This window comes from Nonomuraea sp. NPDC049309, from assembly GCF_043196965.1.
Classification (GTDB): domain Bacteria; phylum Actinomycetota; class Actinomycetes; order Streptosporangiales; family Streptosporangiaceae; genus Nonomuraea; species Nonomuraea fastidiosa.
In genome coordinates this window covers 1,933,694-1,953,256 of record NZ_JBICSH010000001.1, presented here as the reverse complement: position 1 = coordinate 1,953,256, position 19,563 = coordinate 1,933,694, and the positions used below count along the sequence as shown (strand labels likewise).

General features: G+C 72.1%; 21 protein-coding genes. 16 read left to right on the top strand and 5 right to left on the bottom strand.

The window, feature by feature from the left end; genetic code table 11:
• The first annotated feature begins 3 nt into the window (after positions 1 to 3).
• Both ACGFIM_RS08800 and hisF read left to right on the top strand, forming a co-directional pair.
• The gene (locus ACGFIM_RS08800) at positions 4 to 414 is read left to right on the top strand and encodes a Rid family hydrolase (protein ID WP_393196883.1); all 411 of its coding nucleotides are present in this window, start codon (positions 4 to 6) and stop codon (positions 412 to 414) included.
• The gene (hisF, locus tag ACGFIM_RS08795) at positions 411 to 1,172 is read left to right on the top strand and encodes an imidazole glycerol phosphate synthase subunit HisF (protein ID WP_393196880.1); all 762 of its coding nucleotides are present in this window, start codon (positions 411 to 413) and stop codon (positions 1,170 to 1,172) included. The genes ACGFIM_RS08800 and hisF overlap by 4 nt, the downstream gene beginning before the upstream one ends.
• Before the next feature lie 9 nt (positions 1,173 to 1,181).
• On the opposite strand, the gene ACGFIM_RS08790 is transcribed toward hisF, so the two are convergent.
• The 3 genes from ACGFIM_RS08790 to ACGFIM_RS08780 form a co-directional block, all read right to left on the bottom strand.
• Entirely contained in the window at positions 1,182 to 2,543 is a 1,362-nt protein-coding gene (locus tag ACGFIM_RS08790; protein WP_393196877.1) for a glutamine synthetase family protein, read from the bottom strand.
• A 61-nt stretch (positions 2,544 to 2,604) separates the two neighbouring features.
• Positions 2,605 to 2,766, bottom strand: coding sequence for a hypothetical protein (locus ACGFIM_RS08785; RefSeq protein ID WP_364054711.1), 162 nt, complete (start codon positions 2,764 to 2,766; stop codon positions 2,605 to 2,607).
• Positions 2,767 to 2,965: 199 nt separating this feature from the next.
• Positions 2,966 to 3,595, bottom strand: a complete 630-nt coding sequence (locus tag ACGFIM_RS08780) for a TIGR03085 family metal-binding protein (RefSeq protein ID WP_393196874.1) — start codon at positions 3,593 to 3,595, stop codon at positions 2,966 to 2,968.
• 116 nt (positions 3,596 to 3,711) lie between these two features.
• Here ACGFIM_RS08780 and ACGFIM_RS08775 point away from each other — a divergent pair, with 116 nt between their 5' ends.
• Together ACGFIM_RS08775 and ACGFIM_RS08770 are read left to right on the top strand one after the other, a co-directional pair.
• Complete coding sequence (locus ACGFIM_RS08775; protein ID WP_393199669.1) at positions 3,712 to 5,508, top strand: ABC transporter ATP-binding protein; 1,797 nt, start codon at positions 3,712 to 3,714, stop codon at positions 5,506 to 5,508.
• The gene (locus tag ACGFIM_RS08770) at positions 5,505 to 7,304 is read left to right on the top strand and encodes an ABC transporter ATP-binding protein (RefSeq protein ID WP_393196871.1); all 1,800 of its coding nucleotides are present in this window, start codon (positions 5,505 to 5,507) and stop codon (positions 7,302 to 7,304) included. Before ACGFIM_RS08775 ends, ACGFIM_RS08770 begins: the two co-directional genes overlap by 4 nt.
• A gap of 44 nt (positions 7,305 to 7,348) precedes the next feature.
• Here ACGFIM_RS08770 and ACGFIM_RS08765 read toward each other — a convergent pair whose 3' ends face one another.
• Together ACGFIM_RS08765 and ACGFIM_RS08760 are read right to left on the bottom strand one after the other, a co-directional pair.
• Positions 7,349 to 7,738 (bottom strand): ATP-binding protein, encoded by a 390-nt coding sequence (locus ACGFIM_RS08765; RefSeq protein ID WP_393196868.1) that lies wholly within the window; start codon positions 7,736 to 7,738, stop codon positions 7,349 to 7,351.
• Positions 7,731 to 8,552 (bottom strand): MEDS domain-containing protein, encoded by an 822-nt coding sequence (locus tag ACGFIM_RS08760; RefSeq protein ID WP_393196865.1) that lies wholly within the window; start codon positions 8,550 to 8,552, stop codon positions 7,731 to 7,733. Before ACGFIM_RS08760 ends, ACGFIM_RS08765 begins: the two co-directional genes overlap by 8 nt.
• A 152-nt stretch (positions 8,553 to 8,704) precedes the next feature.
• Here ACGFIM_RS08760 and ACGFIM_RS08755 point away from each other — a divergent pair, with 152 nt between their 5' ends.
• The 12 genes from ACGFIM_RS08755 to ACGFIM_RS08700 all read left to right on the top strand — a co-directional run bounded on the left by ACGFIM_RS08755 (position 8,705) and on the right by ACGFIM_RS08700 (position 18,214).
• Positions 8,705 to 9,055, top strand: a complete 351-nt coding sequence (locus tag ACGFIM_RS08755; protein ID WP_393196862.1) for an STAS domain-containing protein — start codon at positions 8,705 to 8,707, stop codon at positions 9,053 to 9,055.
• A gap of 37 nt (positions 9,056 to 9,092) precedes the next feature.
• Complete coding sequence (gene hisI / locus ACGFIM_RS08750; protein WP_393196859.1) at positions 9,093 to 9,440, top strand: phosphoribosyl-AMP cyclohydrolase; 348 nt, start codon at positions 9,093 to 9,095, stop codon at positions 9,438 to 9,440.
• 4 nt (positions 9,441 to 9,444) lie between these two features.
• A complete protein-coding gene (locus tag ACGFIM_RS08745; RefSeq protein ID WP_393196857.1) occupies positions 9,445 to 10,014 on the top strand; it encodes a Trp biosynthesis-associated membrane protein in 570 nt (189 codons plus the stop codon).
• A gap of 109 nt (positions 10,015 to 10,123) precedes the next feature.
• Positions 10,124 to 10,780 carry a DUF4190 domain-containing protein gene (locus ACGFIM_RS08740; protein ID WP_393196854.1) on the top strand — a complete coding sequence of 219 codons (657 nt, stop codon included), beginning with the start codon at positions 10,124 to 10,126 and terminating at the stop codon, positions 10,778 to 10,780.
• 46 nt (positions 10,781 to 10,826) lie between these two features.
• A complete protein-coding gene (locus tag ACGFIM_RS08735; RefSeq protein WP_393196853.1) occupies positions 10,827 to 11,258 on the top strand; it encodes a DUF2752 domain-containing protein in 432 nt (143 codons plus the stop codon).
• Between the two features lie 121 nt (positions 11,259 to 11,379).
• A complete protein-coding gene (gene trpC, locus ACGFIM_RS08730; RefSeq protein WP_364054683.1) occupies positions 11,380 to 12,219 on the top strand; it encodes an indole-3-glycerol phosphate synthase TrpC in 840 nt (279 codons plus the stop codon).
• A gap of 23 nt (positions 12,220 to 12,242) precedes the next feature.
• A complete protein-coding gene (trpB, locus tag ACGFIM_RS08725) occupies positions 12,243 to 13,463 on the top strand; it encodes a tryptophan synthase subunit beta (RefSeq protein WP_393199666.1) in 1,221 nt (406 codons plus the stop codon).
• Between the two features lie 108 nt (positions 13,464 to 13,571).
• Entirely contained in the window at positions 13,572 to 14,369 is a 798-nt protein-coding gene (trpA, locus tag ACGFIM_RS08720) for a tryptophan synthase subunit alpha (RefSeq protein ID WP_393196850.1), read from the top strand.
• Positions 14,370 to 14,947: 578 nt separating this feature from the next.
• The gene (locus ACGFIM_RS08715; RefSeq protein ID WP_393196847.1) at positions 14,948 to 15,427 is read left to right on the top strand and encodes a MauE/DoxX family redox-associated membrane protein; all 480 of its coding nucleotides are present in this window, start codon (positions 14,948 to 14,950) and stop codon (positions 15,425 to 15,427) included.
• Entirely contained in the window at positions 15,424 to 16,188 is a 765-nt protein-coding gene (locus tag ACGFIM_RS08710; RefSeq protein ID WP_393196845.1) for a DsbA family protein, read from the top strand. The genes ACGFIM_RS08715 and ACGFIM_RS08710 overlap by 4 nt, the downstream gene beginning before the upstream one ends.
• Before the next feature lie 26 nt (positions 16,189 to 16,214).
• Entirely contained in the window at positions 16,215 to 17,513 is a 1,299-nt protein-coding gene (gene lgt / locus ACGFIM_RS08705; RefSeq protein ID WP_393196842.1) for a prolipoprotein diacylglyceryl transferase, read from the top strand.
• Complete coding sequence (locus ACGFIM_RS08700; RefSeq protein WP_393196839.1) at positions 17,510 to 18,214, top strand: VIT1/CCC1 transporter family protein; 705 nt, start codon at positions 17,510 to 17,512, stop codon at positions 18,212 to 18,214. Before lgt ends, ACGFIM_RS08700 begins: the two co-directional genes overlap by 4 nt.
• Positions 18,215 to 19,563: the final 1,349 nt, after the last annotated feature.

Here is a 19,563-nt window from a genome sequence, read left to right as displayed (position 1 = left end):
GAGATGAGTATTGGGAGCATCGGCATGGAGAGCACCGGTTACCGGGTGTTCTCAGGCGGCATCTGGGAGGAGAAGTACGGTTACGCCCGCGCGGTGGTCGCGGGCGGCCGGGTGATCGTGTCCGGCTGCACGGCCACGGTCGACGGAGAGGTACGCCACGTCGGCGACCCGTACATGCAGGCCCTGACCGCGATCGAGATCGCGCTCGAGGCCGTCCTCATGGGCGGCCTGACGCGTGAGGACGTCGTCATGGTCCGCTACTACGTGGTCGATCAGCGCCACTTCGACCCCGTGGGCAAGGCGATCCACGAGGTCTTCTCGAAGGTGCGCCCCGCCTGCACAGGGGTGCGGGTGGCCGGGCTGGTCGACCCGAGAATGCTGGTAGAGATCGAGATCGAGGCACTGCGAACATGAGCGTGGCGGTAAGAGTCATCCCCTGTCTCGACGTTGACGCCGGCCGCGTGGTCAAGGGCGTGAACTTCGAGAACCTGCGCGATGCGGGCGACCCCGTGGAGCTGGCCAGGCGCTATGACGAGGAGGGCGCCGACGAGCTGACCTTCCTCGACATCACCGCCTCGTCAGGCGAGCGCGAGACCATGCTCGACGTCGTGCGCAGGACCGCCGAGCAGGTCTTCATCCCGCTCACCGTGGGCGGCGGGGTGCGCTCGGTCGACGACGTCGACCGGCTGCTGCGGGCGGGGGCCGACAAGGTGTCGCTCAACACCGCCGCCATCGCCAGGCCCGAGCTGCTCACCGAGGCGTCCCGGCGGTTCGGCGCGCAGTGCGTCGTGCTGTCGGTGGACGCCCGGCGGGCGCCGGGCACGGCCAGCGGGTTCGAGGTGACCACCCACGGCGGGCGGCGCGGCACCGGCATCGACGCCGTCGAGTGGGCCGCCCGCGGCGAGGAGCTCGGCGTGGGCGAGATCCTGCTCAACTCGATGGACGGCGACGGCACGCTCGACGGATACGACCTGGAGATGTTGCGCGCGGTCAGGGCGGCCGTGCGGGTGCCGGTGATCGCCAGCGGCGGCGCCGGCCGGCTGGAGCACTTCCCCCCGGCGGTGGCGGCGGGCGCCGACGCCGTGCTGGCGGCGAGCGTGTTCCACTTCGGCACGCTGAAGATCTCCGAGGTCAAGGAGACGCTCAGGAACGCGGGCCACCCGGTCCGCTGAGCGGCGCGCTCAGAACACCCGCATGTGGTGGAAGAGCTCGAAGGAGGCGTCCTTCCCCGCGAACGCCGCGGCCTCGGACCGCTTGACGGCCAGATACGCGCTGCGCCGCAGCGGTCCGAGCGCCTCCATGAGCACCTCGTCGGCCTCCAGCGCGTCCAGCGCCTCGTCCAGCGAGGACGGCAGGCGCGGATAACGGCCCGGCCGGGTGTCGGGGTCGACGTCCACCGGCTCGCCCGGGTCCAGCTTGCGCCGGATGCCGTCGAGGCCGGCGTGGATGACCGCGCCGAGCGACAGGTAGGGGTTGGCGGAGGAGTCGGACGGCTTCAGCTCCAGGTTCGGCTCGCCGCTGTCGCCCAGCGGTGAGCAGACGCGGACGGCGGCCTCGCGGTTGTCGGGACCGTAGACGGCGTACGCGCTGGACCACATGCGGGGCGCCAGGCGGCGGAAGCTGTTGACGCTGCCGCAGGTCAGCGCCGTCAGCGCGGGCAGGTGGGCGAGCAGGCCGCCGATGAAGGCGTCGCGCACCTCGTTGTCGGTGGCGAAGACGTTGCGGCCGCCGCTCCACAGCGACAGGTGCAGGTGGGCGCCGTTGCCGGCCTGGTCGGCCAGCGGTTTGGGGGCCAGCGAGGCCCACATCTGCATGCGCAGGGCCACGCCGCGCACGGTCTCGCGGTAGAGCACGTGGTTGTCGGCGGCGCGCAGCGCGGGCGCGTGGCGGATCGACAGCTCCTGCTGACCGTGGCCGAGCTCGGGATGGTAGTGCTCGACGCGCAGCCCCTGCGTCTCCAGCGCGCGCACCAGCGCCATCGTGTAGTCGTGAGCGATGTCGAAGCCGATCGCGGCGTAGCAGAGGGCGTCGTCGATCGGCACCAGCCGGTCGGGCCCGCCCGACGGGTCGGGCAGCCGCCGGCCGAGCGTGAACTCCGGCTCGAACGCCGCCTCCAGCGCGTAGCCCTCCTCACGCAGCGCGGCGATCGCGTCCTTCAGGAACGTGCGCGGGCACGCCTCCCAGGGGGTGCCGTCGGGACGGCGCAGATCCGACAGCATCGCGGCGGCGCCGGGAGCGTACGGCAGCGGCACGTACGTGGCGGCGTCGGGCACGATGCGCACCTCGCCCACCGGCCCCATGTGCTCGACCTCCTGCAACTGATCGAGCATGTTCATCGCCATCATGGCCACCGTGTGCCCGATGCCCGAGCTGAGCCGCTCGGCCAGCCGGGACCTGGCCGCCGCCTTACCACGGATCACGCCTCCGTGGTCGGCGTACAGGAAACGGATGAGCTCGATGCCCTCGAGCTCGGCACGCTCGAGGGTGCGCCGGGCGGCGGCGCCGAGCTGATGCGGTCTGGTGCCGGTGGGGCGATCTGTCACCCTGCCTGCGTAACACGAACGGGCGGCGCGTGGAAGCACCGCACGCAGACAGCGCCCAAGGTCAGGTCAGGATGCTCGAGAAGAACACCGCCAATTGGTTGGCTCCATGGATGATCCCGTCGAACACACCGTTGACCGCGGCGGCGGCCTGGGCCGGCCGGGTGAACAGGTAGAAGACCACGAACGCGATAGCCACGTAGGTGATCACCTTCTTGACCTGCATGGGGGGCCTCCTGCAGTCCGTTCCCAGCCGTATATACCCGAGTCTGGGCGATCCTTAGGCATCTCTATAGATGTACAAGATCCTAACCGGGGGGCTTCTTTCCCTTGCCATGGTAAGCGCAGTGTCCGGAAACGCGAGCGCCTGCCCCGCCGGGTTTTCCGGGCCTGCCGGGCACCGGGCCGCCCCTCACGGGAGCAGGTCAGACCCCCAGGGGAGCCTCGCGCAGCGCCTCCACGGCCGCCGGGTCCCCGGTCAGCTCGACCCGGGCGTGTCGCTGCCGTCCGAAGCAGAACATCAGCAGCTCGGCCGCCCGCCCGGTGACCTCCACGCGCGAGCGTCCCTTGGGGCCGCCGAGCACGACGCCGCCGCCGAGCCGGTGCAGCACCACGCCGACGGGCGCCTTGCGCAGCATCAGCCGGGCCCCCGTGGACACCCGCTTCCAGATGAGCTGCTCGAACCCGGGGTCCAGCTCGCGGGGCTCCCACGACGGCTGGGCGCGGCGCACGTCCTCGTGGTGGACGAACATCTCCAGCGTGTTGACCGCCGAATCGAGCGCGGGCAGCAGGCCGTAGACGCCGCCCGGCCGGCGGACGAGGCCGACCAGCTCGGGGTAGGGGTGGGCCTCCTTCATCCGCTGCTGCACCTTGGCGGTGTAGCCGGCCAGCGGCTTGAGCCCGATGCCCGGCATGGCGTCGGGCCTGCGCTCGCGCACGACGAGGTGCGCGGCCAGGTCGTAGGTGGTCCAGCCCGCGCACAGGGTCGGCGCGTCCGGGCCGAGCCGGTCGAGCAGAGTGCAGAGCGCAGCGCGTTCGCCACGAGCGTGAGTCACGTGGATCAGCCTACCGCCGGGAATAACCGCATGATCGGGCGTGATAGGGACATACGTATCAACATCAGACCTGGAAGGAAACGTACCGAGTGGCGAGCAAGGTCACCTCGGCCGTGATGCGTCAAGGGCTCCGCGTCCTTGGGGTGGCCATTCGCACCGAGAAGACGGTCTTCACCCTCGCGGTGCTGGCCAGCGCTGTGTACGGCGGCATGACCGTCGCCTCGGCCTCCGCCCTTGGGTGGGCGACACAGAACGTCGTGCTGGCCGCGTTCCGCGACGGCGACGTCACCGCGGGAGCGCTGTGGACCGGCGTGTCGCTCATCGTCGGCACCGCCCTGCTCAAGGCGATCGGCGTGGCGGGACGGCGCATCCTGGCCGGTCTCATGCAGTACCGCATGCAGGCCCGCTCCCGGCGCGACGTCACCAAGCAGTACCTGCGGCTGCCGCTGGCCTGGCACCACCGGCACCCGACCGGGCAGCTGCTGTCCAACGCCAGCTCCGACGCCGAGGCCGCCTGGGCGCCGCTCGCGCCGCTGCCGATGGCCGTCGGCGTGGTCGTCATGCTGATCACCGCGGCCGTGGCGATGGTGCTCACCGACCTCGCGCTGGCGCTCGTGGGCTTCCTCATCTTCCCGGCCATCGCCGTGCTCAACCTCGTCTACCAGCGCAGGCTGAGCCCGCTGGCCACCCGCGCGCAGCAGCTGCGCGCCGAGGTCAGCGAGATCGCCCACGAAAGCTTCGACGGCGCGCTCGTCGTCAAGACGCTCGGCAGGGAGGAGCTGGAGACCGAGCGGTTCCGCCGGCGCGCCCACGAGCTGCGCGACGCCAACATCGCCGTCGGCCGGGTGCGCGGCCTGTTCGACCCCATGCTGGAGGCGCTGCCCACGCTCGGCGTGCTCGCCGTGCTGGGCGTCGGCGCGGCCCGGCTGTCCGCCGGCGCGATCGACCCCGGCGACCTGGTGCAGGTGGCGTACCTGTTCACGCTGCTCGCCTTCCCGATCAGGGCGCTCGGCTGGGTGCTCGCCGAGCTGCCGCGCAGCGTCGTCGGCTGGCAGCGGGTGCAGGCCGTGCTGGATGCCACCGGCTCCATGGAGTACGGCACCGCCGCCCCCGGCACCTCCGCAGGCCCCGCCGAGCTGAGCGTCAAAGGCGTCTCCTACGCCTACGGCGAGGCGAAGGTGCTGCACGACGTCACCTTCGACGTGCCCGCGGGCCGCACCGTCGCCATCGTCGGCCCCACCGGATCGGGCAAGTCCACGCTCGTGCAGCTCCTGGTGCGCCTGGTGGACCCCGACTCGGGTCAGGTGCTGCTGGACGGCGTGGACCTGCGCGACCTGCCCTACGGCGGCGTGGCCGCGTCGGTGGCGCTGGTGCCACAGCAGACGTTCCTGTTCGACGACTCCGTCCGCGGCAACATCGCCCTCGGCGGCGAGGTCACCGACGAGGACGTGTGGGCCGCCCTGCGGCTGGCCCAGGCCGACGGCTTCGTCGGCCGGCTGCCCGACGGGCTCGACACCCGCGTCGGCGAGCGCGGCGCCTCGCTCTCCGGCGGCCAGCGTCAGCGCCTGGCCCTGGCCCGCGCGGTCGTGCGCCGCCCCCGCCTGCTCGTACTCGACGACGCGACCTCCAGCGTGGACCCGCAGGTCGAGGCGAGGATCCTGCACGGGCTGCGCGACGCCGCCGAGGCGTCCACCGTCGTGGTCGTCGCCTACCGGATGGCCACCATCTCCCTGGCCGACGAGGTCGTCTACCTCGACCACGGCCGCGTGGTGGACCGGGGCACGCACGAGGAGCTGATCGGGCGCTGCGCGGGCTACCGCAACCTGGTGACCGCCTACGAGCGCGAGGAGGCCGAGCGGGCCGCCATCGAGCTGTCCGACATCGACATCGAGGAAGAAGGGGTCAGCGCATGACCGCGCAGAGCATCCACGGCAACGCCGAGCGCTCCGCGCTTGCCACCATCCGGCAGGGCCTGTCGCTGACGCCCGAGTTCCGCGCCGGCCTGCTCGGCACGCTGGCACTCGCCGTCGTCGCCACCATCGGCAAGGTGATCGTGCCGATCGCGGTGCAGCAGACCATCGACACCGGCCTCAAGACCGGCACACCCGACATCCCGTACATCACGCGGGCCGTGGTGATCTGCGCCGTCGCCGTGGTGGTGACGGCCCTGGCCGGGTACGCCATGAACGTCCGCCTCTACAAGGCCACCGAGTCCTCGCTGGCCACCCTGCGCGTGCGCGGCTTCCGCCACGTGCACGACCTGTCGGTGCTCACCCAGAACACCGAGCGCCGCGGCGCCCTGGTCTCCCGCGTCACCAACGACATCGACCAGATCAGCACGTTCATGCAGTGGGGCGGGCTGATGATCATCGTCTCGCTCGGCCAGCTCCTCGTGGCCACCGTGCTGATGCTCGTCTACTCCTGGCAGCTCACGCTGCTGGTGTGGGCCTGCTTCATCCCGCTGATGATCGCCCTGCCGCGCTTCCAGCGGCTGCTGTCGCGGGCGTACACCACCGTGCGCGAGCGCACCGGCGACATGCTGGCCGCGGTCAGCGAGTCGGTGGTCGGCGCCACCGTCATCAGGGCCTACGCCTCCGAGCGCCGCACCGCCGAACGCATCGACAGGGCCGTGGACGCCAACAAGAAGGCCCAGGTGCGGGCGCAGACCATCGTCGGGTTCGTCTTCCCGCTGACCGAGATCGTCGCCGCCATCGCCATCGCCGGCATCGTGCTGCTCGGCGTGCGGCTCGGCCTGTCGGGCGGCATCTCGCAGGGCGAGCTGGTGGCGTTCCTGTTCCTCGTCACGCTGTTCATCTCGCCGCTGCAGACCGCGACCGAGGTGCTGAACGAGGCGCAGAACGCCGTCGCGGGCTGGCGGCGCATCCTCGGTGTGCTCGACACCCCGCCCGACGTCGCCGACCCCGGCGAGCGCGGCGTGACGCTGCCGCGCGGCCCCATCGAGGTGGCCTTCGAGAACGTGCACTTCGCCTACCCCGGTGGCGCGCCCGTGCTGCGCGAGGTCACCGTGTCCATCCCGCCGCGCTCGCGCGTCGCCGTCGTCGGCGAGACCGGCTCGGGCAAGACCACGTTCGCCAAGCTCCTCACCAGGCTCATGGACCCCGCATCCGGCCGGGTCACCGTGGACGGCCACGACCTGCGCCAGGTGCGCTTCTCCTCGCTGCGCGAGCGCATCGTCATGGTGCCGCAGGACGGCTTCCTGTTCGACGGCACCCTGGAGGAGAACATCCGCTACGGCAAGCCGTCGGCCACCCGCGAGGAGATCGAGCTGGCGCTGACCGAGCTGGGCCTGGCCGACTGGCTGGAGGGCCTGCCCGCGGGCCTCGACACGCCGGTCGGGCAGCGCGGCGAGTCGCTGTCGGCGGGCGAGCGGCAGCTCGTCGCGCTGGCCCGCGCCTACCTCGCCGACCCCGACCTGCTGCTGCTCGACGAGGCCACCTCCGCCGTCGACCCGGCCACCGAGGTGCGCCTGGCCCGCGCGCTCGAAGGCGTCACCCGGGGCCGCACCGCCGTCTCCATCGCGCACCGGCTGTCCACCGCGGAGAACGCCGACGAGGTGCTGGTCTTCGACGCGGGCCGGCTGGTGCAGCGCGGGCCGCACGCCCAGCTGGTGCAGGAGCCCGGCGTGTACGCCGACCTGCACGCCTCCTGGGTGTCGGCGGCGCGCTCGAAGACCGCTCGCGACACGTAGGGCCCGCTCGCACGCCGGGCCGGTTCCTGGGCCGGGTTCCTGCTTCAGTCGCAGAGGGCGGCGAACGTCACCGTCGTCCCCGCCGGGCCTGAGACGATCATGACCTGGTCGCACAGCATGCCGGTCAGCCACAGCCCGCGCCCGCGGTGGTCGAGCCGCTCCGGCGGCCGGCCGTCGCCCATCCACCCGGCGGGCAGCCCGGGCCCCTCGTCGCTGACCTCGCACCACAGCCGGCCGCCGTGCGACCACATCCGCAGCCGGCCGTGCCCGCCGCCGTGGAGCACGGCGTTCGTGGCGACCTCGTTGACCGCCAGCACGAAGTCCTCCAGGCGGACGCCGGTCAGCCCGTGCCGCCTGGCGTGCTCGGTGACCGTCCTGCGCAGCAGCGTGATGCGGCCGCGGGCGAAGCTGGTGCGGAGCACCTGGCTAGTCATCGCCGGCCCGCCGTACGGCGAGATGCTCGTCGGCGCCGATCAGCCGCAGCACCCGCGCCATGGGGGCGCGGCAGACCACCGTCGTCGTGCCGCGCGGCCTGGCCATCGCCATGGTGGCGAGCAGCTGGGCCGAGCCGGCGTCGATGAAGCCGAGCCCGCTCGCGTCGATCACGACCTCGCCCGGCCACCTGACCAGGGGCCGCAGCAGGGAGGCGAACGCCGGGCGGTTGGTCAGGTCCACATCGCCCCACACCCGCAGCCCGTCTCCGGCGCGGGCGAAGCGCAGCAGCGCCTGCTCGGGGGCGATCGGGTGCACGGCCGCCGCCTCCTCCAGGGCGTCGCGGGGGAAGACGCCGCGGTCGTACTGGCAGACCGCCGCCAGCCAGCCCTCGCCGAACAGCTCGTTGACGGCCGCCTCGAACGCCGCGTGCCCCGGCACGTCGCCGAGGCCCCAGGAGGCGTCCACCAGCGCGTACACGCCGTGTCCTCCGGCGCGGTCGCGGGCGGCGGCGAGCCCCGCGCGCAGCCGCGCCGGGTCGAGTAAGCCGCCGGTGAAGTGGGTGTCGGCGCAGGCCAGGATCTCGATCCGGCCGGCCGACTCGGCCTCGGCGAACCCCGGCACCAGCGGCGCCAGCCAGGTGCGCGTGCGCTCGGGGGTGTCGGTGTGCGTCATGATCAGCACTTTGACGCGGCGGCGCAGGCCGTTCACGGTGAAGACCCCGGTGACCGTCATCCGCTCGCGCTCGCCGTCGAACGGCAGGCAGACATGGTCGCCCAGATCCGGATCCAGGACGGAGCCCGCCACGTGCACCACGATCCTGTCCTCCCTAGCAGCCCGTCCTTCGACGCGATCGGGTCAGAAGGTACTCGCACGGATGTGATCACGTGCCGCATTCTCAGCAAAACCCACCGTGACGCGATGCGGGCGGGTGTACGTTTTCGGCGGAGCCGCCCACGGGAGGGGTCATGAGGAACATGGGCGTGGATGTGCTGGAGATGTCGCGACACGATCACGGGGGCTCGGTGGTGGTGAGGTTGTCGGGGGAGATGGACGTCGATAACGTCTCCCAAGTGCGGAAATGTCTGGATGAGGCGGTCGCGGCGGACGAGCCGCGCCTCGTGGTCGATCTGACCGGGCTGACGTTCATCGACACCACGGGCCTGGGGGTGCTGGTACGCCTGCTCGCCTCGCTGCGCGAGCGCGGCCGCACCATGGCGCTCGTCGCCCCCGACGGCGTGGTGCTGCGCAGGCTCCGGCGCACCAACCTGGCGCCGCTGTTCCCCATCTATGACACCCTGCCGGAGGCGCTCGCCTGACGTCCGGGGCGCGCGGGCGGCCTGGTTGAATGGCAGCATGTCCCTGGATCCCAAGATCGCCGCGCGGCTGAAGCGCAACGCCGACGGCCTGGTGCCCGCGATCACCCAGCAGTACGACACCGGCGAGGTGCTCATGCTGGCCTGGATGAACGACGAGGCGCTGCACCTGACGCTCACCACCGGCAAGGCCACCTACTGGTCGCGCAGCCGCCAGGAGCTGTGGGTCAAGGGCGCCACCTCGGGCAACGTCCAGCACGTGAAGTCGGTGGCACTCGACTGCGACGGCGACACCGTGCTGGTCAAGGTCGACCAGGTCGGCGGGGCCTGCCACACCGGCGACCACACCTGCTTCGACGCCGACCGGCTCGAGATCGCGATCGGCTAGCACCATGCGCAGCGACAAGCGGGAGCTGTCGATCTGGGTCGCCGCCACCGCCCTGGGCTGCCTGCTGGTGCTGCTCGCCGCCGGCCGCGAGTGGGCCAGGGTGCTCCAGGCGGGCGCGGCCGCACCCACCGGCGGCGATCTCAGCCCGGTGCTCACACCCGTCGCGCTGGCCGGGCTGGCCGGCGTCGTGGCCGTGCTCGCCACCAGGGGCACCGGCAGGCGCGTCGTCGGCGCGGTGCTCGCCCTGTGCGGCGCGGGCGTGGCGGCGGCCGTCTGGGCGGCGATCGACGACGCCAACGTCACCGGCTGGCTCGGCGAGCGCGACGTGCTCCACGGATCCTCGGGCGTGCCCTGGGAGGCCGCGCCGCTGTGGCCCGCCGTCGCCGCCGCGGGTGCGCTGCTGATGCTCGCGGGCGGGATCACCGCGATCGCGCGCGGCCCGCGCTGGGCGGGCATGTCCGCGCGCTACGACCGCGCCCAGGGGACGGACGGCGAGGCGAAGGCGCAGGTCAGCGACGATCGGGCGCTGTGGGACGCGCTCGACAGGGGCGACGACCCGACCGAGGGCCGCTGACGCGCGGTGCTGACGAAACCTCCACTGTCCTGAGTCCTTGTCTTCTTGGCAAAGATTTCCTCACTAAGCTGCCGTACCAACTCGCCACGAACGATTGAGGAGCCAGCTCATGAGCTACGGGGATCAGAGCGGTAGCGGCGGCTACGGCGCGCAGCCGCCCGGCGGCGGTTACGGCCAGCCCGGCTACGACGGGGGCTACGGACAGCCGGCCTCCGGAGGGTACGGCCAGCAGCCCCCGAGCGGCGGAGGGTACGGCCAGCAGCCCCCTAGCGGTGGCGGATACGGCCAGCAGCCCCCGAGCGGCGGCGGATACGGCCAGCAGCCCGGCAGCGGCGGCTACGGTCAGCAGCCGAGCGGCGATTATGGGCAGCAGCCGCCCAGCTACCCGCAGGACCTCAGCTACGGCCAGATGCCCGCGAGCGGCGGCTACAGCGCCCAGCCGCAGAGCTACGGCGGCTACGATCAGCAGGCCGGCTACTACCCCCCGCAGCGCCCGACCAACGGCATGGCGGTGGCCTCGCTCGTCCTCGGCATCATCGGCCTGGTCTTCTGCGGGCTCACCAGCATCCCCGGCGTGATCTGCGGCCACATCGCGCTCAACCGGATCAAGCGCAACGGCGAAGAGGGCTCGGGCATGGCCATCGGCGGCCTGGTCACGTCCTACATCACCGTCGTGATCTGGGTGCTCACCTGGATCTTCCTCGGCGGTATCCTGCTGTCGCTGGTCGGGCTCGCCGGAGCCGCCAGCAGCACGTACGGCTACTGACCCGGCCACGCGGCGCGGGCCGACCGGGAAGGCGGACATCGGGGGCATGAGCTTCGCGACCATCGAGCGGCCAGGCACGCGGCGCATGAGAGCGCTGCTCCCGCCGCTCGGCGTCGCGGCCGTCACCGTCGCGGCCTTCACGGTCACGGGGCTGGTCGACCCCAACGAGCCTGGCCACTACCCGACATGCCCGTTCCTGTGGCTCACCGGCCTCTACTGCCCTGGCTGCGGCACGCTGCGCACCATGCACGCGCTCGCCCACCTCGACCCCGTCGCCGCGCTGGGCCTGAACCCGCTGTTCGTGGCGATGATGCCCATCCTGCTGTTCTGGTGGGCGCGCTGGGTCGTGCGCGCCTGGCGGGGCAGGCCGCCGAGCACGTCCGTGCCTCACCCGGCGTGGCTGTGGGCGTTCATCGCCGTCGTCATGGTCTACTGGGTAGTTCGTAATCTGCCTTTCGGGGCGTTCCTCGCCCCCTAGGCGGGGACCGGTGGTGAACGCGCCTCGCAGAGGCCGATACCATCGCAGGACAAGGCAGAGAGCGGACGCGACGCGAACTCTCCGCCACCCCCTTAAAGCCGACCGGAGGGACCTCAAGCGCGTGAGTGAGCGGACGGAAGGGCCGAGTGTCCTCGACGACATCCTCGACGGGGTGCGCGCCGACCTCGCCGCCCGTCAGCAGGCCGTCTCGATCGACGAGCTCAAGCGGCGAGCCGAGCGGGCGCAGCCGCCCAGAGACGCCATGGCCGCGCTCGGGGGCGATCGCGTCTCGGTGATCGCCGAGGTGAAGCGTTCCAGCCCGTCCAAGGGCGCGCTCGCCGCGATCGCCGACCCCGCCGCGCTGGCGGCCGACTACGAAGCGGGCGGCGCCCACGTCATCAGCGTGCTGACCGAGCGGCGCAAGTTCGGCGGCAGCCTCGACGACCTCGCGGCCGTCCGCGCCCGTGTCGACATCCCGATCCTGCGTAAAGACTTCATCCTGACCTCCTACCAGCTCTGGGAGGCCCGCGCCTACGGCGCCGACCTGGCGCTGCTCATGGTCGTCTGCCTCGAGCAGGAGGCGCTGGTGTCGCTCATCGAGCGCGCCGAGTCCATCGGCCTGACGCCGCTGGTCGAGGTGCACACCGAGGAGGAGCTCGAGCGGGCCGTCGCGGCCGGCGCGCGGGTCATCGGGGTCAACGCGAGAAATCTCAAGACACTCGAAGTCGACCGCGATGTCTTCGCGAAGATCGCGCCTAAGATCCCCGATAATGTGATCAAGATCGCAGAGTCGGGCGTGCGCGGCCCGCACGACCTGCTCGCCTACGCCAGGTCCGGCGCCGACGCCGTCCTGGTGGGGGAGAGCCTGGTCACCGGCAAGGACCCGCGTAAGGCAGTGGAGGCGCTGGTGACCGCCGGTGCGCATCCGTCGACGCGCCCCGACCACTCGACAGAGGGATAGCAGTGGCAAACGAAGGCACCATTCTGACCGCCGCCGATCTGGCGGGCAACGGCGCGCGCGGCGACGACCCCGACGTGCACGGCAAGTTCGGCATCTTCGGCGGCCGATACGTGCCCGAGGCGCTGATCCCGGCGCTCGACGAGGTGGCCGCGGTCTACGAGAAGGCCAAGAACGACGCGCAGTTCATCAAGGAGTTCGACCACCTGCTGCGCACCTACGCGGGCCGTCCCACCACGCTGACCGAGGTGCCGCGGTTCAGTGAGCACGCCGGCGGCGCCCGCATCATCCTCAAGCGCGAAGACCTCACCCACACCGGCGCCCACAAGATCAACAACGTGCTGGGCCAGGCGCTGCTGACCAAGCGGCTGGGCAAGAAGCGGGTCATCGCCGAGACCGGCGCGGGCCAGCACGGCGTGGCCACCGCCACCGCCGCCGCGCTGATGGGCCTGGAGTGCACCATCTACATGGGCGCCGTCGACTGCGAGCGCCAGGCGCTCAACGTCGCGCGGATGAAGCTGCTCGGCGCCACCGTCGTGCCGGTCAAGAACGGCTCCCAGACGCTCAAGGACGCCATCAACGAGGCCTTCCGCGACTGGGTGACCAACGTCGACACCACCCACTACCTGTTCGGCACCGTCGCGGGCCCGCACCCGTTCCCCGAGATCGTGCGCGACTTCGCGCGCATCATCGGCGTCGAGGCGCGCCGCCAGATCCAGGAGCTGACCGGCCGGCTGCCCGACGCGGTGTGCGCCGCGGTCGGCGGCGGCAGCAACGCCATCGGCGCCTTCCACGCCTTCATCGACGACGAGGGCGTGCAGCTCCACGGCTACGAGGCCGCCGGGCGGGGCCTGGAGAGCGGCGAGCACGCGCTCACCCTCACCGCCGGCTCGGTGGGCGTGCTGCACGGCTCGCGCACCTACGTCCTGCAGGACGACGAGGGCCAGACCATCGAGTCCCACTCGATCTCCGCCGGCCTCGACTACCCGGGCGTCGGCCCCGAGCACGCCTGGCTGAAGGACTCCGGCCGCGCCACCTACCACGGCATCACCGACGACCAGGCGATGGCCGCGTTCTCGCTGCTGGCCAGGACCGAGGGCATCATCCCGGCCATCGAGTCCTCCCACGCGCTCGCGGGCGCGCTCGAGCTGGGCCGCGAGCTCGGCCCCGAGGCGATCATCCTGGTCAACCTCTCCGGGCGCGGCGACAAGGACATGGGCACCGCCATGAAGTACTTCAACCTGTGACACCGCCGGTCCGCTGACGCCCGCGCCCCGACACGACGCCCCGAGAGGCTTCGGACCGGGCGCGGAGCAGGGCATCATGGTGGGACTAGACCTTCGAAACGGACAGACATGACGACTCTTCAGACGGTCTTCGCCAAGGCGAAGGCGGACAACCGGGCCGCACTGGTCGGCTACCTGCCCGCGGGCTTCCCGTCGAAAGACGGCGCCATCGCCGCCGCCGCGGCCCTGGTGGAGGCCGGCTGCGACGTCATCGAGATCGGCCTGCCGTACTCCGACCCGCTCATGGACGGGCCGACCATCCAGGACGCCGTGCACCGGTCGCTGACCAACGGCACCCGCATCGCCGACGTCGTGCGCACCGTCGAGGGCGTGGCCGCCACCGGAGCCGCGACGCTCGTCATGACGTACTGGAACCCGATCGACAAGTACGGCGCCGACCGCTTCGCGCGCGACCTCGCCAACGCGGGCGGCGTCGGCACGATCACGCCCGACCTGACGCCCGAGGAGTCCGAGCCGTGGCGCGCGGCCTCCGCCGCGGCCGGCATCGACACGGTGTTCCTGGTCGCGCCCAGCTCCACCGAGCAGCGCATCAAGGCCGTCGTCGACTGCTGCACCGGCTTCGTCTACGCCGCCTCGCTCATGGGCGTCACCGGCGCCAGGGAGACGGTCAACTCCGCCGCCCAGGGCCTGGTCGAGCGCACCCGCGCCCACACCGAGCTGCCCGTGTGCGTGGGCCTCGGCGTCGGCACCGGCGCCCAGGCGGCCGAGGTCGCCGCCTACGCCGACGGCGTGATCGTGGGCTCGGCGTTCATCCGCCGCATGCTCGACGCACCCGACGAGGCAGCGGGGCGCGAGTCCATCGCCGCGCTGGCCCGCGACATGGCCAAGGGCGTCCGCAGCCGCTAACGCGCCCGACTCCCGCTGGAATGGTGTCCCGCTGGATCGCCGGTCTTTCCGCGTTCCGCGGGTCGCTTGCCGCTGGGTTGCAGGCCCTCTCCGCCTCTCGCGGGCCGCAGCCCGTGTTGCGGGGCGCTGTGGGGGTGGGGTTGGGCAGGGCGAGCGGCTGCGCGGGGTGTGGCTGGGCAAGCTGGAGGGGCTGTTGCGGGCGAGCGTTCGGGTAGGCCGAGGGGCTGGGCGGGTGTGCGTTCGGGAGGCCGAGGGGGCCGGGGTGAGCGTGAGGCGGAGCCCGTGCTTGCGGGACGCGATGGCTCGTCTCAGGACCGGGTTCGGGCGTTGATAGCTTGGGGCCGCGCGGTCAAGGTCGGCGCCCGCGCCTCCGCAAGTGGGCGTTCCCCTTTGCCCCGTTTCAGGGTCTATTGCGAAGACCCTCCCAGGTCGGCGGCGGGGTACGCGCTTAGCTGACGCTTATCCCAGACGTGATCGGATGGGACCGGGTACTGTGCGCATTCCGGCGCAGAGAAAAGAGGAGAGGACTCGTGGCCGCGTCTCAAGCGTCACCGTGGGCGAGAACGGCGATACCCTGGGTGACGACCGTCGCCCGGTTGGTTCTGGGCGGGGTGCTGATCGTCGCGGGTGCGTTGAAGATCGGTAACCCGGCCGACTCCGTGGTCGCGGTCAAGGCTTACCAGTTGCTGCCGGAGTCGGTCGCCATCGCGGTGGGCTACGCGCTGCCCATCGTGGAGATCGTCGTCGGCGTGCTGCTCGTCGTCGGTCTGCTGACCAGGGCGGCCGCGGTGATCGCCGCGCTGCTCATGTTCGCGTTCGTCTTCGGCATCGCCTGGGCGTGGGCGCACGGCCTGCGGATCGACTGCGGCTGCTTCGGCGGCGGTGGCCAGCTGGGTGCCGGACAGGAGCCGACCTACCTGCTCGACATCCTGCGCGACTTCGGCCTCGTGCTGCTCGGCGCGTGGACCGTGCGCTTCCCGCCGGGCCGTTTCGCGCTCGACGGAGCTCTCGGCCTCGGGGGCGACAATGGTGTTGATGAGGGAGAGGACGAACAATGAGCAAAGGCGAGCGCACCACGACGAAGGCGCAGTCGGCGCGGGAGAAGATCAAGGCGCAGCAGGCCGCGCAGCGGGCTCGCGAGAAGCGGCGGCGCATCGTGACGTACACGACCGCGTCCGTGGTGGCCGTCGCCGTCGTCGGCCTGGGCGTGTGGTACACCGCCAGCCAGTCGCGCTCTGAGGAGGCGCTCGGTTCCCTCGCACCGATCACCGTGCAGTCCGACGGCAGCGTCGTGATGGCCCAGAACGGCGTCACCTCGCCCGTCGTCGACATCTACGAGGACTTCCAGTGCCCGGCCTGCAAGGAGCTGGAGCGCGTCAGCGGCCAGACCTTCAAGAACCTCGCCGCCGAGGGCAAGGCCAAGGTCGTCTACCACCCGATCACGATCTTCTCGCAGGATCCGACCAGGGCCAACTCCGTGCGCGCCGGCAGCGCGGCCCGCTGCATCGCCGACGGCAAGCAGTGGATGGCCTTCCACGACCTGCTCTACAAGAACCAGCCGCCCGAGACCGAAGAGGGGTTCCTGCCCGACCAGCTCAAGGAGTGGGGCAAGGAGGCGGGGGTCGACACGCCCGGGTTCGACCAGTGCGTGACCAGCAACAAGAACGCCGACGCGCAGCTCGCGTACAGCAAGAAGGTCAGTGACGAGCAGAAGCTCGACCACACGCCGACAGTGAAATTGAACGGAACAGAAATCGACAATCAGGTACTGTTCACTCCTTCCCAGCTGCGCGAAGAGATTACCGAGGCGGCCAAATAGGCCCGCTTCCGCTACCCTCACCTGACATGCCCCTAGCCTCGATTCCCAGCCCTTCCCAAGGGGTCTGGTATCTCGGAATCATCCCGATCCGGGCTTATGCGCTTTGCATCGTGCTCGGCGTCGTCGTCGCCGTCTGGCTGAGCGAACGGCGCTGGCGCGCCCGCGGCGGCCAGGCGGGGACGATCGTGGACATCGCGGTTCCCGCGGTCATCTTCGGCCTCATCGGTGGCCGGCTCTACCACGTCATCACCGACTGGCAGACCTACTTCGGCAGCCGGGCGATCAAGGAGCCCTACCAGGCGCTGTTCATCTGGGAGGGGGGCCTCGGCATCTGGGGCGCGATCTCGCTGGGCGCCCTCGGCGTCTGGCTGGCCGTACGCAAGCGCGGCCTGTCCATGAGCGCCGTCGCCGACACGGTCGCGCCCGGCATCGCCTTCGCGCAGGCCATCGGCCGCTGGGGAAACTGGTTCAACCAAGAGCTCTACGGCTCGCCGACCACCCTGCCCTGGGGCCTGGAGATCGACATCGACCACGGCGGCGAGCCCGGCGTTCTCTACCACCCGACGTTCCTGTACGAATCGCTGTGGGACGTCGCGCTCGGCTTCGCGCTCATCTTCGCCGGCCGCCGCTTCGCGCTGCACCACGGCCGGCTGTTCGCCCTCTACGTCGCGGGCTACACGCTCGGCCGCTTCTGGATCGAGGGGCTGCGCATCGACCCCGTCGGCGGGGTCGACCACGCCGTCATGTTCCTGGGGCTGCGCATCAACCAGTGGACCTCGATCGTGCTGTTCGTGCTCGCGCTGGCCTACTTCTTCGCCACGCGTGGCAGGACCGGCGAGGAGATCGTCGTCGTGCCCGAGCCGGGCTCCGACGGCGAGGCGGCCGACCCGGCCCACGGCGCGGGCCAGGCCGATCCCGGCAGCGGTGAGTCCTCGGCTGCGCCGGACCCGTCCGCGTCCGGCGAGTCCCGCTCCGACGATGGCGCGTCCGGCAGCGGCGCGTCCGGCAGCGGTGCGTCCGGGGCTGGCGCGTCCGGCAGCGGTGCGTCCGGGAGCGGTGAGTCCGGCGACGGCGCGTCCCGCGGTGGCGCGGCCGGCACGGGTGAGGCGGGCACTGGCGAGTCGGGCGCTGGTGAGTCGGGCGCTGGTGAGTCGGGTACTGGCGCGTCCGGTGCCGGCGCGGACACGCCCTCCGGCGACGCCGAAGCGGAGGCCGCCGCCGATCCTGCGCAGCCCGCAGGCGCCGCCTCAGGCGGCCGGGAGGAGGGCGCGCAGGCGGTGCCCGCCGAGGCCGAGACGGTGACGAAGGAGAAGAACACTCGATGAGCGAACGCGCGGAGGCCCACCACGCCCATCGCGACGTCACCGGAGGCTGGCTACGGCCGTCGGTGTTCGGCGCGATGGACGGCCTGGTGTCGAACTTCGCGCTCATCGCAGGCGTGGCGGGCGGCACCGCCAACCCGAGGGTCGTCGCGCTCGGCGGCGTCGCCGGGCTGGCCGCGGGAGCCCTGTCCATGGCGGGCGGCGAATACGTCTCCGTCGCCAGCCAGCGCGAGCTCGCCCAGGCCGAGATCGCCGCCGAGCGGCGCGAGCTCGCCCACCATCCCGAAGACGAGCAGGCCGAGCTCGCACAGACCTTCGTGGACAAGGGCGTGGCGCCCGACCTGGCCGCCGAGGTGGCCCGCCAGATCTCGCAGAATCCCGACCGCGCGCTCGAGGTCCACTCGCGTAACGAGCTCGGCGTGGTGCCCGGGGAGCTGCCGTCGCCGGTCGTGGCCGCCGTCTCGTCGTTCGTGTCGTTCGCGGTGGGGGCGGCGCTGCCGCTGCTGCCGTACCTGTTCGGGGCGCGCGAGCTGGCGATCTCGGCCGCGGTGTCGTGCTGCGCGCTCTTCGCCGCCGGTGCGCTGGTGTCGGCGGTGACCGCCCGCAGCTGGTGGTACTCCGGGCTGCGGCAGCTGCTCGTCGGGGCGGTGGCCGCGGCGGTCACCTTCTCGGTCGGCAACGCCATCGGGGCGGCGGGGCTGTGATGGCCCGCCGACGCGGCACCCCTGGCTCCGGCCGCTCTCGCCGCTCCCGCCGCACCGCCCCCGGCTCCGGGCCCGACTTCGAGCCCGGAGCCGACTACGGCGCTGGGGCGGACCCCGCGTACGGGTCCGGCTACGGGCCTGGGGCGTCCGAGTCCGGAGCCGAGGCCGGTTCGGAGTACGGAGCGGGACATGGTGCCGGCACGAGGCCGGAGCACGGGTCCGGCTACGGGTCCGGGGGCGGGGCCGGTTCCGCACACGGGGCTGAGGCTGGGGCCGGCGGGCGTGGCCGGCCCGGCGCGGACGTTCCCGCCGCCGGTCGCAGCGACGCCGCTACCGGCGGCTTCTTCGACGACGGCGCCGGCGGAGGCCTCGGTGGCGTTGCCGGAGGTGGCGCGACCGGCGACTGGCCGAGCACCGCGCCCGGCGGCTCGCGCAGCCGACGCGGCAATCGCGGCACTCGTGACGCTCGCGGCGCTTACGGCGACGGAACGCCCGGCGGCCGCGACAGCGGCACGGGCGGTTACGGCGTAGGGCCGGATTACGTCGCCGACGCGGGCGACGGCAGGGGCGCCGGCCGTGGTCGCGGCCGCGGAGCCGACGAAGGCCTCGGTGCCGGTGCCGGTGGGGCGGGTTACGGCTCTGGCGGCGCAGCGACAGGCTACGGCGCTGGTGGCGCTGCTGGGGCGGCTTACGGCTCAGGTGCTACCGGGACGGGTGGTTTCGACGCCGTGCCGACCGCTGGGGCGGGGGGTCGTGGCGTCGGTGGTGCCGCCGAGACGGGTGGTCACGAGGCCGGTGGTGACGGCGCGTGGCCGGGTGACGGCTCTGATGGTGGTCGGCGGACCGACGGCTGGCAGGCGTCCGGGGAGAGCCGTGGCCGGAGCCGTCGTCGCAGCCGTCGCGCCGCCGAAACCCCCCAACCCCCGACTGGCCCTCAGCCCATCGACGACGGTCACTCCGGCACGGGCGGCTGGCCTGCCGGTGACGGTGGGTCGGGCACGGGTGGCTGGGCTGCGGGTGATGGCCGGTCGGGTACAGGTGGTTGGCCTGCGGGTGATGGTCGGTCGGGGACTGGCGGTTGGCCTGCGGGTGGGGGCTCCTCGGGTACAGGTGGTTGGCCTGCCGGTGACGGTGGGTCGGGCACGGGTGGTTGGCCTGCGGGTGATGGTCGGTCGGGGACTGGCGGTTGGCCTGCGGGTGGGGGCTCCTCGGGTACAGGTGGTTGGCCTGCCGGTGACGGTGGGTCGGGCACGGGTGGTTGGCCTGCGGGTGATGGTCGGTCGGGGACTGGCGGTTGGCCTGCGGGTGGGGGCTCCTCGGGTACAGGTGGTTGGCCTGCCGGTGACGGT

Excerpts from the sequence above, each read along its gene's own strand:
- ACGFIM_RS08800 (WP_393196883.1), top strand. The coding sequence starts at position 4 with ATGAGTATTGGGAGCATCGGCATGGAGAGCACCGGTTACCGGGTGTTC.
- hisF (WP_393196880.1), top strand. The coding sequence starts at position 411 with ATGAGCGTGGCGGTAAGAGTCATCCCCTGTCTCGACGTTGACGCCGGC.
- ACGFIM_RS08785 (WP_364054711.1), bottom strand. The coding sequence starts at position 2,766 with ATGCAGGTCAAGAAGGTGATCACCTACGTGGCTATCGCGTTCGTGGTC.
- ACGFIM_RS08775 (WP_393199669.1), top strand. The coding sequence starts at position 3,712 with ATGCGTCAAGGGCTCCGCGTCCTTGGGGTGGCCATTCGCACCGAGAAG.
- ACGFIM_RS08770 (WP_393196871.1), top strand. The coding sequence starts at position 5,505 with ATGACCGCGCAGAGCATCCACGGCAACGCCGAGCGCTCCGCGCTTGCC.
- ACGFIM_RS08765 (WP_393196868.1), bottom strand. The coding sequence starts at position 7,738 with ATGACTAGCCAGGTGCTCCGCACCAGCTTCGCCCGCGGCCGCATCACG.
- ACGFIM_RS08755 (WP_393196862.1), top strand. The coding sequence starts at position 8,705 with ATGAGGAACATGGGCGTGGATGTGCTGGAGATGTCGCGACACGATCAC.
- hisI (WP_393196859.1), top strand. The coding sequence starts at position 9,093 with ATGTCCCTGGATCCCAAGATCGCCGCGCGGCTGAAGCGCAACGCCGAC.
- ACGFIM_RS08745 (WP_393196857.1), top strand. The coding sequence starts at position 9,445 with ATGCGCAGCGACAAGCGGGAGCTGTCGATCTGGGTCGCCGCCACCGCC.
- ACGFIM_RS08740 (WP_393196854.1), top strand. The coding sequence starts at position 10,124 with ATGAGCTACGGGGATCAGAGCGGTAGCGGCGGCTACGGCGCGCAGCCG.
- ACGFIM_RS08735 (WP_393196853.1), top strand. The coding sequence starts at position 10,827 with ATGAGCTTCGCGACCATCGAGCGGCCAGGCACGCGGCGCATGAGAGCG.
- trpA (WP_393196850.1), top strand. The coding sequence starts at position 13,572 with ATGACGACTCTTCAGACGGTCTTCGCCAAGGCGAAGGCGGACAACCGG.
- ACGFIM_RS08710 (WP_393196845.1), top strand. The coding sequence starts at position 15,424 with ATGAGCAAAGGCGAGCGCACCACGACGAAGGCGCAGTCGGCGCGGGAG.
- lgt (WP_393196842.1), top strand. The coding sequence starts at position 16,215 with ATGCCCCTAGCCTCGATTCCCAGCCCTTCCCAAGGGGTCTGGTATCTC.
- ACGFIM_RS08700 (WP_393196839.1), top strand. The coding sequence starts at position 17,510 with ATGAGCGAACGCGCGGAGGCCCACCACGCCCATCGCGACGTCACCGGA.